Below are 12148 nucleotides of genomic sequence, written 5' to 3'. Positions count from 1 at the left end.
ACTATCCAAAATAAATTGCTTACTAAACAACATGATAAAAAATAAAAAACTAACTATTTCTATTAACCAAACTCTTATTTCGAAGTTATTTTTTTAGCAGGACTATTGCTTACTTTAAGTAAATAAGTCCCTTCAGGAAGATCATCAATGCTCATCATTGCATTGTTACCAATAATCATCTGACCTTGTGAATACACTTCAATATTTTTAGATCCTGAATTTACATCGCTAGTTGTAATTATTGATCCAGATGGCTTTACTGCTGTTTTTGCTTTTGGGGTAGCTGCTACTTTTTCTTCTTTTGCAACAGGTGCTGTAGTTTCAGCAACAACCGGTACAACTGGTTTAGATTCATCATAAAGTGCTATAACCTGTTCATCAGTCATTGCAACATTATAAATCTTCAAATCATCTATATCAGCATTTATACCTACAGTTGTATTGATTTCGCCTAAGCGGAAGATATTACCTTTTGTAGCGCGAACTATACCGTTTAATGATTTCAGCATGACACCATTTCTGAAGATTTTAGAAACCGTTCCGTCATAAGTAATAGTATAATTGTACCAGATTCCTTTTGTTAACGGACTAGAAACAATAACATCGTTGCTTGCACCCCAACCCGCCAAACTTAAATCAGAATTAGAAGTTGAAGTAGCTTGTTGCAACAATCCACAATATTGTGCATTATAAGCTGTTCCATAACCCCAAATATAATTTGCTGAGGTTATATCATTAAATTTTACCCAGATGCTAACTGTTCTTGGTTTATTTTCTTGAGGAATGCCATCAATAACAGCTTCTAAAGCTTTGTTGACTAATCGCTGTGCGCTATTTACATTTCCCATTCTGTCAGCAACAAAATTATTGGCGCCCATAAAGGAAGTTGTATTTGCAGTATTATTCAAAGTGCCATTGAAGTTAAATTCCTGAATAGGGTTTTGCGCATTAACATTCAAATGACTTACAAACATTAAAGTAAGTAGTAATTTTTTCATAATGTATAGATTTAGGGGATTAAAAAACTATGCGTCATTTTAACACTGCTAAACTATATTTTTACGTTTTTTAACGGAAATTTTTCCGATAACTAACCTAAATAATCGTTTAAATAACAAAAATTGATGTATTTTAACGATTAATTACATTTATTTATACTACTTGAAATTTTACTAAAATTTTAGAAGAAGCTCAAGTATTACATGAAGTTCTTACGTATAAATACGGTATTTGTAAAGAAACACCAAATTTCATTCATTCTTATCTAATAGCTTTTTTTTTGAAACTTTAAAATCTATATAAAAAAAACTCCATCAAATTGATGGAGTTTATATTTTAGAAAAGCTTTTAATTACTTTACAAATTCTATTTTCTGAACTTCTTCCTCATTTATACTATCAAAGAATCCTTGTTCATTCATCCAGTCGTCGCTGAAGACTTTACTCATATAACGCGAACCATGATCAGGGAAGATTGCAATGATATTGCTCTCTTTAGTAAATTCGCCTTCTTCTGCATATTGTTTGATAGCTTGCATTACTGCTCCTGAAGTATAACCCACAAAAAGACCTTCTTTTCGAGTGATTTCTCTTGCTGAGTGAGCACTTTCCTCATCGGTAACTTTCATGAACTTATCGATAATATCAAAATCAGTCGCTGATGGAATTAAATTCTTACCTAAACCTTCGATACGGTACGGATAAATTTCTTTACTATCAAACTCTTTTGTTTCATGATATTTTTTCAATACTGATCCAAAAGCGTCTACGCCTAAAATTCTAATATTTGGATTTTGTTCTTTTAAGAATTTTGCTGTTCCGGAAATTGTTCCTCCGGTTCCGCTGCATGCAATAAGGTGGGTAATTTTTCCTTTAGTTTGTTCCCAAATTTCAGGACCTGTAGTGTTGTAGTGAGCATCAATATTCAATTGATTGAAATATTGATTAATGTAAACAGAACCTTTAGTCTCTTCATGCAAACGTTTTGCTACATTATAATAAGATCTTTCATCGTCAGCAGAAACGTGAGCAGGGCAAACATATACTTTGGCTCCTAAACTTCTCAACATGTCTATTTTGTCTTTGGATGATTTTGAACTTACTGCCAAAATACAGTTGTAACCTTTTATAATACTTACCATTGCAAGACTAAAACCTGTATTACCCGATGTAGTCTCAATAATAGTGTCGCCTGGAGAAAGTATTCCTTTTCTTTCGGCCTCTTCAATAATATATAACGCTATTCTATCTTTTGAGGAATGACCTGGATTAAAAGCTTCTACCTTTGCGTAGAAATTTCCTTCTAACTCTTCGGTGATTTTATTTAGTTTAATAAGTGGGGTATTACCTATTAACTCTAAAACATTATTATAAGCGTTTATTTCTTCTTTCATAAAAAAATAGTTAATCAAAGGTATTTCAAAATAACCTCGATAGGTTGCAAATTTAACAAAAAAAATCTAATTAGCTTTTAATTTTTTCTAAATCTAATAAAAAACTAAATTCCTTTGCTAAGTCTCTTAAAGCCTCAAAACGTCCTGAAGCCCCGCCATGTCCGGCATCCATATTGGTATCTAAAAACAAAAAATTATTATTTGTTTTCATAGTTCTCAATTTGGCTACCCATTTAGCTGGCTCCCAATATTGTACCTGAGAATCATGCAATCCTGTTGATACATACATATTAGGATAACTTTGCGCTTTTACATTGTCATAAGGTGAATAGGACAACATATAATCATAATACTTTTTATTATTTGGGTTTCCCCATTCGTCATATTCTCCGGTTGTAAGCGGAATACTGTCATCCAGCATTGTTGTTATAACATCTACAAAAGGTACTTGCGCAATAACGCCATTGTATAATTCAGGTGCTTCATTTACAATCACACCCATCAAAAGTCCTCCTGCAGATCCACCCTCAGCATAAAGATGTTCAGGCGAAGTGTATTTTTCATTTATCACAAATTTAGAGCAATCGATGAAATCTGTAAAGGTATTTTTCTTTTTTAACAGTTTTCCATCTTCGTACCATTGTCTTCCTAAGTCTTCTCCTCCTCTGATATGGGCGATCGCATAAACAAATCCGCGGTCTAACAAAGAAAGTCTGGTTGACGAAAAATAAGTATCCATCGTAATTCCATAAGAGCCATATGCATACAACAACAACGGATTTTTACCATTTTTCACTAATCCTTTTTTATAAATCATCGAAATTGGCACTTTTACACCATCTCTTGCTGTTGCCCAAACACGCTCTTCGACATAATTCTCTTTATCAAATTTCCCACCTAAAACCTGCTGCTCTTTTAAGATTTCTTTGGTTTTGGTTTTCATATTAAAGTCAATTACCGATGACGGCGTTGCCAATGACTGATAACTGTAGCGCAAAATATCAGTATCAAAATCAATATTTGTTGTGGTGAAAGCATTGTAGGTTTCGCTTCCAAAAGGCAGATAATAATCCTCTTCGCCGTTCCATGGCATAATACGAATATGATTTAAACCATTTGAGCGCTCTTCTACAACTAAATAATTTTTAAAGATTTCAATATCTTCCAATAAAACATCTTCTCGATGCGGAATAAGATCAACCCAATTTTTCTTTCCTGTTTTATTTTCAGGAGTTTTCATCAGTTTAAAATTAGTCGCTTTGTCTTTATTGGTCAAAATATAAAAGGAATCCTCATAATGTGAAATACTATATTCCAAACCTCTCACGCGAGGTTGAAAAACCTCAAATTCACCTTCAGGATTATCTGAATTAAGGATTCTATATTCTGTCGTCAAAGTGCTTGATGAACCAATAACAATGTACTTTCGTGATTTTTCTTTACTTACTGAAACATTAAAAGTATCATCTAATTCATTATACACTAAAACATCGGTTTTTGGATCTGTGTTTAATTTATGCCTAAAAATCTTATCAGATCTTAAAGTAACCTCATCCTGTTTGGTATAAAAAATAGTTTTATTGTCATTTGCCCAGACAGATCCGCCTGTAGCATTTTCGATTTTTTCTGGTAGAATTTCTCCTGTTTCAAGATTTTTGATCTGAACAGTATAAATTCTTCGTCCCACAATATCAGTTCCAAAACTGGCAAATTTATTATCAGGACTTATACTTAAACCTCCTAATTTAAAATAAGCGTGGCCTATTGCCATTTCATTACAGTTGAACAGGATTTCTTCTTCTGCCGAAAGGCTTCCTTTTTTTCTGGCAAAAATTGGATAATCTTTCCCTGTTTCAAAACGTGTAATATAATAATAACCATTATAGAAATAAGGAACTGATGAATCATCTTCTTTAATTCTTCCTTTCATCTCTTCATATAAAGATTCCTGAAAACCTTTAGTATGAGCGGTCATTTGTTGGTAATATTCGTTTTCTTTATTGAGATAATCTATAACTTCTGGATTTTCTCTATCATTCAGCCAAAAATAATTATCGATTCGGGTTTCTTTATGTTTTTTTAATGTTTTTGGAATTTCCTTAGCTTTTGGAGCTTGTATATTTTCTTGCATTGATTGAGCATTTGTTTTTAAATACGAAGGAGCAAAAATACTACAAACGCAACAGAACAAAATTAATTTTTTCATAAAATATTCTATTGGATTAATACAGCAATATACTAATTTTGTATGAAATAATTTCAAAATCAACAAAAAATGGATTTAATGGGAATGATGGGAAAACTTAAAGAAACCCAACAAAAAATTGAAGATACAAAGAAACGTCTGGATACTGTTTTGATTGACGAGCAAAGTGCTGACGGATTATTAAAAATAACTATCACGGCTAGCAGAAAAATCAAAACAATTTCTGTTGACGATTTACTTTTAGAAGATAAAGAACAATTAGAAGATTACTTAATCGTAACATTAAATAAAGCAATTGAAAAAGCAACAAATATAAACGAAAGAGAACTTGACGCTGTTGCAAAAATGGATATGCCAATGATTCCGGGGATGGATAATCTTTTTAAATAAGAGACAAAGGTTCAAAGTTACATAGTGACAAAGGTTTCTTATTAGAACCTAAAACAAAAAAGACGCTTAATTAAGCGTCTTTTTTATTAACCTTTGTCCCTTTGTCCCTTTGTTACTATGTAACTTTGAACCTTCTTTCCTAAATCTTCGAAAGCATCTCCACTACATAACTGTGCATCACTTCTTTATAATCCAGATGCGTAACAATTCTTAGTTTGTTGTGCCCTAAGGAACTTATTAAAATATTTTTCTGTTTTAATTTTTCAATCAGAAGCTGATCGCTATAACCTTCTGCTAAAGAAAAAATCAAAATATTAGTTTCTACCGGTTCTACTGAGGCAACCCAGGATTTTGTGCTCAAAATTGCTCCAATTTCTTTAGCTCTGCGATGATCTTCAGCCAACCTTTCAATATTATTAGCCAAGGCATACAATCCGGCTGCAGCCAAATAACCAACCTGACGCATTCCACCTCCAAGTATCTTTCTGATTCTCAACGCTCTATGAATATCAGATTTACTTCCAAGCAAAACTGAACCAATTGGAGCTCCCAAACCTTTTGATAAACAAACTGATATAGTATCGAAAATAGCTCCAAACTCTTTTGGATTTTGTCTTTTAGCGACTAATGCATTCCAGATCCTTGCTCCATCTAAATGGAATTTCAAATTATTAGCGTCGCAAACTTTTTTTATTTCTCTTAAATCTTCTAATTCATAACAAGCTCCACCACCTTTGTTTGTTGTATTTTCTACACATACCAAACTCGTTAACGGACTATGATAAAACTCCGGATCATTTATCGCAGCCGCAACCTGAGCCGCATTTATCATACCTCTGTCTCCGTCCAATAAACAACAGGAAACGCCACTATTAAAGGAAACACCTCCTCCTTCGTAATGAAAAACGTGTGCATACTTATCAGCAATTAATTGCTCTCCGGGTTGGGTATGCAATTTAATCGCGGTTTGATTTGCCATAGTTCCAGATGGAAAAAAAAGCCCAGCTTCCATACCAAAAAATTCTGCTACTCTTGTCTCTAATTCGATAACCGTAGGATCCTGCTTGTATACATCGTCGCCAACCTGAGCGTTAAACATATATTGAAGCATTTCATATGTAGGTTTGGTAATGGTATCGCTAATTAAATTTATTTCCATATTCTAAAAACTATATCTTATTTTTGTACAGCAAAATTACATATTACTGTTTGTTATTGACCGCAAGTTTTAGTAAAATTTAACTTGCTGATTCTATAGAACCAAATTAACGTAATATTTGTTAAAAACATATAAAAACCATTATTAATTTATGACAACAGCCGAACAAGTAAAAGGTATTGTGGAGCGCCTTGGTGCGTTGAGGAGGTATCTTTGACGTTGATGCCAAGCTAATCGAAATTGCAAACGAGGAAGAAAAAACTTTTGCACCTGATTTTTGGAACAATCCAAAAGAAGCAGAAAGCATCGTAAAAAATCTTCGAAACAAAAAAAAATGGATTGAAGATTATGACAAAGCAGTAACACTTACCGAAGAATTACAGCTTGCTTATGATTTTTATAAAGAGGGCGAACTTTCTGTAGAAGAATTAGATGAACAATATAACGCCACTGAGTCGCATATTGAAAATATAGAATTCAAAAACATGCTTTCAGAAGAAGGCGACAGTTTAAGCGCAGTTGTTCAAATTACTGCCGGAGCTGGAGGTACAGAAAGTTGTGACTGGGCTGGAATGCTTATGCGTATGTATATGATGTGGGGAGAAAGTTATGGCTATAAAATAAAAGAACTTAACTTTCAGGAAGGTGACGTAGCCGGAATAAAAACGGTAACTTTAGAATTTGAAGGCGACTATTCTTTTGGTTATTTAAAAGGAGAAAATGGTGTACATCGTTTGGTGAGAATTTCACCTTTTGACAGTAATGCAAAGCGTCATACTTCATTTGTTTCTGTTTATGTTTATCCGCTTGTTGATGATAGTATTGAGATTGATATTAATCCAGCCGATATTGAAATTACAACATCTCGTTCGAGTGGTGCGGGAGGACAAAACGTAAATAAAGTCGAAACCAAAGTACAATTGGTACATAAACCAACCGGAATTCAGATTCAGTGTTCTGAAACAAGATCGCAACAAGATAACAGACAACGTGCCATGCAAATGTTACGTTCTCAATTATACGAGATCGAATTGAAAAAACAGCAAGCACAACGTGCTGATATTGAAGCCGGAAAAATGAAAATTGAATGGGGTTCGCAAATTCGTAATTACGTAATGCAACCTTATAAATTAGTTAAAGACGTTCGTACTGGCTACGAAACCAGCGATGTAGACAGCGTTATGAACGGAAATATTGACCCATTCCTTAAAGCATATTTAATGATGATGGGGCAAAAAGAGGAAGAATAAAAAAGTTTTCAGTGTTCAGTCGCAGTATTCAGTTTACTGCGACCGAAAACTGCGACCGAAAACTGTGACTGAAAACTGTGACTGAAAACTTAAAAAAATAGTTATGATAAAATGGGCCGATGTAATTCATTTTACAAATAAAGGAAATCCCGCTCCCGAAAAAAGAGTGGAAAAAACGGAAGAAGAATGGAAACAAATTCTAACTCCGGAAGAATTTCAGGTAACACGTTTAAAAGGAACTGAAAGATCTTTTAGTTCTGAATTGTGTAGTTTATTTGACCCCGGAATCTACGAATGTAAATGTTGTAGTACGGTTCTTTTTGATGCAAGCGAAAAATTTGAATCAGGAACGGGCTGGCCTTCGTTTACACAGCCGATAAAAGAAAATGCAATCGCTTATCATGCAGACAAATCTTATGGAATGATTCGGGTTGAAGTAGTATGCAATGTTTGCGATGCTCATTTGGGACATGTTTTTCCAGATGGACCTCCTCCAAGCGGTTTAAGATACTGTATCAATGCTGTTTCTCTTTCTAAAGTAAAAGAATAAAAGTATAGCGATTCCTTTCTAAAAAGTGAATCGCTTTTTTTTTAAATACCGCTTCTTAACAAATAAAACATAAGTTATCTCTTATCAATATTTCCGCACTACTTTTTTCAAAGCTAAATCTATCATTTTCAGTCATTTATTACAATAGAAGCAAACTCATTTGAATTAGCGAATATTAGAAAACAATCAAAAAATTAATAGGGAAAATGTTAATTTTGTAATATTTGAACTATTATTTTAAATATTTTTTATCAAACACAGAAAAAACATTAGGTTATTAAAATGTTATTTATTTTATTTGGCGAAAATTATCCCCAACTATATTAAATAAATTCAATGAAATCGTATTCAATCCAAGAAATTAATGACGTTATCAATGGCGTAATTTACGGAACAACTTCTCAAAGCATAACTGCAACCGAGCAACTCGAAAAAGCCACAACTTCAGAAATTTCATTTATAGGAAATAAAAAATACGAAAAATACTGGTCAGCTTCAAATGCTTCTGTCGCTGTCGTTAACGAAGATATATCTATTGAACCTGGGGAAAATCGTGCATTCATTAAAGTAAAAAATGCTGATTTGGCCATGTCTCAAATTCTTGCTCTTTTTGCCCCACCTACTCCAATCTTTCGTACAGAAATTCACAAAACTGCTACTATCGACGAAACGGCAATAATTGGCGAAGGTGCTAAAATTGGTGCCGGTTGCTACATTGGCCCAAAAGTTGAAATTGGTGCACGTGCTACTTTATACCCAAATGTGACTGTTTTAGACGAATGCACAATTGGTAAAAACACAATAATTTGGTCAGGAACTGTAATTCGTGAGCGTTGCCATATTGGAGACGAATGTATAATTCATCCAAATGCTACTATTGGAGCAGATGGTTTTGGATTCCGTCCTTGTAAAGAAAATGGTTTGGTTAAAATTCCGCAAATTGGAAATGTAATAATTGGAAACAGAGTCGAAATTGGTGCAAATACTTGTGTCGATCGTGGTAAATTTAGTTCAACCGTTCTTGGAGACGGATGTAAAATTGATAACTTAGTTCAAATAGGTCATAACAGCAAACTTGGGAAGTTTTGCATCATGGCCGGTAATAGCGGTCTTGCTGGATCTGTAACCTTGGGAAATGGCGTTATAATAGGCGGAAGCGCTTCGATAAAAGATCATACAACTATAGGCGATGGCGCTATTGTAGGTGCAGGTTCAGGAGTTACCTGTGATGTTCCTGCCGGAAAAACCATGTTGGGATATCCCGCCGTTGAAGCACGTGATGCCTTAAAACAATGGGCAATTTTAAAACGAATGGTTTGCGATTCAAAAAAATAAAATCTATAAAAAACAGAAGCTTCAAAACCTTCTGTTTTTTTTTACAATCAAAATTTAGATCATTTAGAATATCCATTATACAAAATCAAATTCTTCTGTTTATTTCAATTGATTTTGTAAATTAGCCAATACTATTTTATAAAAACATCAATATCTCATGGATTTAAACTTCAATAAAAACGAAGATCACAATAAACTACTTCTTTCAGAATTAAAACAAAAATTTGCTAAAGTAAAATTAGGTGGCGGAGAAAAACGAATTGAAAAACTTCATGCCGAAGGAAAAATGACCGCTCGTGAACGTATTGCTTATTTACTGGATGAAAATTCTAAAAGCATAGAAATTGGAGGATTTGTTGGAGATGGAATGTATAAAGAACATGGAGGATGTCCTTCTGGAGGTGTCGTAATAAAAATAGGATATATAAAAGGCAAACAATGTATTGTTGTTGCAAATGATGCTACTGTAAAAGCCGGAGCGTGGTTCCCTATTACCGGAAAGAAAAACTTGCGCGCTCAGGAGATAGCAATGGAAAACAAATTGCCAATTATTTACTTAGTTGACAGTGCTGGTGTGTATTTACCGCTTCAGGATGAAATCTTTCCGGATAAAGAACATTTTGGCCGAATTTTTAGAAACAACGCACAAATGAGCAGTATGGGCATTACTCAAATTGCTGCCGTAATGGGAAGTTGTGTTGCCGGCGGAGCTTATTTACCTATCATGAGTGATGAGGCTTTAATTGTAGATAAAACCGGAAGCATTTTTCTTGCCGGAAGCTATTTGGTTAAAGCGGCAATTGGAGAAACTATTGATAACGAAACATTAGGTGGCGCTACGACGCATTGCGAAATTTCCGGTGTAACCGATTATAAAGCAAAAGACGATAAAGACGCTTTAGATAAAATTAAAAATATTGTCGATAAAATTGGTGATTTTGAAAAAGCAGGCTATAGCCGAATAAAAGCCGAAAAACCTCTTTTAAATCCTAATGAAATTTATGGGATTTTACCAAAAGCCCGAAATGAACAATATGATATGATGGAAATCATCAATCGTTTGGTTGATAATTCAGAATTTGAGGCTTATAAAGACGGATATGGCCAAACTCTTATAACCGGTTATGCAAGAATAGACGGTTGGGCCGTTGGAATTGTCGCTAATCAACGTAAAGTTGTAAAAACAAAAAAAGGCGAAATGCAGTTTGGCGGAGTTATATATTCTGATAGTGCAGACAAAGCGACTCGTTTTATTGCAAATTGTAATCAAAAGAAAATCCCGCTTGTATTTTTACAGGATGTTACCGGTTTTATGGTAGGATCGAAATCTGAACACGGCGGAATAATCAAAGATGGCGCAAAAATGGTAAACGCTGTGAGCAATTCTGTTGTTCCGAAATTTACTGTAATTGTCGGAAATTCTTATGGCGCTGGTAACTACGCCATGTGCGGAAAAGCATATGATCCACGATTAATTTTTGCCTGGCCAAGTGCAGAACTAGCTGTTATGGGCGGAACTCAGGCCGCTAAAGTTTTGGCACAAATAGAAGCTTCTTCGCTTAAAGCAAAAGGAGAAATCATAGATGAAGCCAAAGAAAATGAGCTTTTCAACAAAATAAAGGCCCGTTACGATGAGCAAACTTCTCCTTATTATGCCGCATCACGTTTGTGGACAGACGCCATTGTTGATCCTTTGGACACGCGTACATGGATTTCAATGGGAATTGAAGCTGCAAACCATGCTCCTATTCAAAAACCATTTAATTTGGGTGTTATTCAGGTTTAACACCATTCCGAATTTCGCAATGGTTGTTAAATAAAAAGTAAAAAACTTATTTTCAGATACTTAAAACTAAAAATATAATTAAAATTTAGTAACTTAGTTACATAATTTATAAATCACGTAGTATCATGGAAAATGTAAAAAGTTTGAATAAATGGGCAAATTCGCACACTTATTTACCTGTAGATTTAGTACGTATTATATTGGGTGTTTTTTTATTTATGAAAGGAGTTTCATTTGTAACGAATGTTCAGTATTTACATGATTTAATTTCTCCTATTGATCAATTCGGTGGCGGTATGTTTCTGTTACATTATATCGCACCAGCCCATATGATTGGGGGAATAATGATTGTTTTTGGGCTACTCACCCGTTGGGCAATTGCAGCTCAATTACCAATACTTTTTGGTGCCGTTCTAGTTAATTTTATGGGACGTATGCATTCCGAAAGCTTAATTTTAGCAATTGTAGTGTTATTACTTTGCATTTTCTTCCTGTTTTATGGCGGAGGAAAACATTCCGCAGATTACTATTTCAAAATGCAGCAATAAATCATATTTAACCTCAGCTTTTAAAATAAAAGCTGAGGTTAACAAAATAAAAGGAACTTTAAGAAGTAATTAGCACTCTAAAATTTCTTTTATTGTGTTTTATGAACTAAATTCGCCCACATGAATTGGATTCGTAAAACTGTATTTTTTGTTTCACTTTTAATTATTGCCTTTTTTGTTTCGCAAGAGAGCAATAGTGCTGTGCAAAAAATCGAAACCCAAAAAACCGATACCAATTTCACAAAAGAAAGCACAGATTCTTCTGCTTTCATTCAACCACAGTCCAATTATCAATTGGCAGCAAACATCAAGACAAACCATCCTATAATTAAATGGTTTGATACCTTGTTGGTGGTTATTCCGCAATATCAATTAGTTAAGTCGGCTTCAAATTTTGCCCATCAATTCTCTGCGCAAAACAAAAAGGCCTTACTGATGCTTTACCCCTTCCATTTTTTCTGGTAGTTAAATATGAAATTTTAAACGTGAAGAAATAAATTCTTCTAAAAGCTTCTGGCACTTTCCATCAGGA

The 12148-nt window shown here is 34.0% G+C and carries 11 protein-coding genes; 7 read left to right on the top strand and 4 right to left on the bottom strand.

From position 1 onward, the window contains the following. Window positions 1–74: 74 nt before the first annotated feature. The 3 genes from BD847_RS02355 to BD847_RS02345 form a co-directional block, all read right to left on the bottom strand. Window positions 75–998: a LamG domain-containing protein gene (locus BD847_RS02355; protein ID WP_115886654.1), complete on the bottom strand. Its 924-nt coding sequence runs from the start codon at window positions 996–998 to the stop codon at window positions 75–77. Window positions 999–1351: 353 nt separating this feature from the next. Continuing rightward, a complete protein-coding gene (locus BD847_RS02350; RefSeq protein ID WP_115886653.1) occupies window positions 1352–2392 on the bottom strand; it encodes a PLP-dependent cysteine synthase family protein in 1041 nt (346 codons plus the stop codon). Between the two features lie 70 nt (window positions 2393–2462). Next, window positions 2463–4598: a S9 family peptidase gene (locus tag BD847_RS02345; protein WP_115886652.1), complete on the bottom strand. Its 2136-nt coding sequence runs from the start codon at window positions 4596–4598 to the stop codon at window positions 2463–2465. A 69-nt stretch (window positions 4599–4667) separates the two neighbouring features. On the opposite strand from BD847_RS02345, the gene BD847_RS02340 reads away from it, so the two are divergent. Further along, entirely contained in the window at window positions 4668–4988 is a 321-nt protein-coding gene (locus tag BD847_RS02340) for a YbaB/EbfC family nucleoid-associated protein (RefSeq protein WP_115886651.1), read from the top strand. 139 nt (window positions 4989–5127) lie between these two features. Here the strand turns inward: BD847_RS02340 and BD847_RS02335 are convergent, their stop codons facing one another. Then, complete coding sequence (locus tag BD847_RS02335) at window positions 5128–6147, bottom strand: threonine aldolase family protein (protein ID WP_115886650.1); 1020 nt, start codon at window positions 6145–6147, stop codon at window positions 5128–5130. Window positions 6148–6298: 151 nt separating this feature from the next. Here BD847_RS02335 and prfB point away from each other — a divergent pair. The 6 genes from prfB to BD847_RS02305 all read left to right on the top strand — a co-directional run bounded on the left by prfB (window position 6299) and on the right by BD847_RS02305 (window position 12081). Beyond that, a protein-coding gene (gene prfB / locus BD847_RS02330; protein ID WP_115886649.1) for a peptide chain release factor 2 occupies window positions 6299–7397 on the top strand; the annotation gives its coding sequence in 2 pieces (ribosomal slippage) (window positions 6299–6361 and window positions 6363–7397; 1098 coding nt in all). Window positions 7398–7500: 103 nt separating this feature from the next. Further along, on the top strand, window positions 7501–7947 hold the full coding sequence (gene msrB, locus BD847_RS02325; protein ID WP_115886648.1) for a peptide-methionine (R)-S-oxide reductase MsrB: 447 nt from the start codon (window positions 7501–7503) through the stop codon (window positions 7945–7947). 336 nt (window positions 7948–8283) lie between these two features. Then, window positions 8284–9282 (top strand): UDP-3-O-(3-hydroxymyristoyl)glucosamine N-acyltransferase, encoded by a 999-nt coding sequence (gene lpxD, locus BD847_RS02320; protein ID WP_115886647.1) that lies wholly within the window; start codon window positions 8284–8286, stop codon window positions 9280–9282. Between the two features lie 157 nt (window positions 9283–9439). After that, window positions 9440–11068, top strand: a complete 1629-nt coding sequence (locus BD847_RS02315; RefSeq protein ID WP_115886646.1) for an acyl-CoA carboxylase subunit beta — start codon at window positions 9440–9442, stop codon at window positions 11066–11068. Between the two features lie 125 nt (window positions 11069–11193). Continuing rightward, a complete protein-coding gene (locus BD847_RS02310) occupies window positions 11194–11616 on the top strand; it encodes a DoxX family protein (RefSeq protein ID WP_115886645.1) in 423 nt (140 codons plus the stop codon). Between the two features lie 120 nt (window positions 11617–11736). Then, window positions 11737–12081, top strand: coding sequence for a hypothetical protein (locus tag BD847_RS02305; protein ID WP_115886644.1), 345 nt, complete (start codon window positions 11737–11739; stop codon window positions 12079–12081). Window positions 12082–12148: the final 67 nt, after the last annotated feature.

It is taken from the genome of Flavobacterium cutihirudinis, assembly GCF_003385895.1.
GTDB lineage: Bacteria > Bacteroidota > Bacteroidia > Flavobacteriales > Flavobacteriaceae > Flavobacterium > Flavobacterium cutihirudinis.
This window is presented reverse-complemented; position numbering and strand designations above follow the sequence as displayed.

Coding starts and splice junctions, on each gene's coding strand:
- BD847_RS02355 (WP_115886654.1), bottom strand. CDS start 998: ATGAAAAAATTACTACTTACTTTAATGTTTGTAAGTCATTTGAATGTT.
- BD847_RS02350 (WP_115886653.1), bottom strand. CDS start 2,392: ATGAAAGAAGAAATAAACGCTTATAATAATGTTTTAGAGTTAATAGGT.
- BD847_RS02345 (WP_115886652.1), bottom strand. CDS start 4,598: ATGAAAAAATTAATTTTGTTCTGTTGCGTTTGTAGTATTTTTGCTCCT.
- BD847_RS02340 (WP_115886651.1), top strand. CDS start 4,668: ATGGATTTAATGGGAATGATGGGAAAACTTAAAGAAACCCAACAAAAA.
- BD847_RS02335 (WP_115886650.1), bottom strand. CDS start 6,147: ATGGAAATAAATTTAATTAGCGATACCATTACCAAACCTACATATGAA.
- msrB (WP_115886648.1), top strand. CDS start 7,501: ATGATAAAATGGGCCGATGTAATTCATTTTACAAATAAAGGAAATCCC.
- lpxD (WP_115886647.1), top strand. CDS start 8,284: ATGAAATCGTATTCAATCCAAGAAATTAATGACGTTATCAATGGCGTA.
- BD847_RS02315 (WP_115886646.1), top strand. CDS start 9,440: ATGGATTTAAACTTCAATAAAAACGAAGATCACAATAAACTACTTCTT.
- BD847_RS02310 (WP_115886645.1), top strand. CDS start 11,194: ATGGAAAATGTAAAAAGTTTGAATAAATGGGCAAATTCGCACACTTAT.
- BD847_RS02305 (WP_115886644.1), top strand. CDS start 11,737: ATGAATTGGATTCGTAAAACTGTATTTTTTGTTTCACTTTTAATTATT.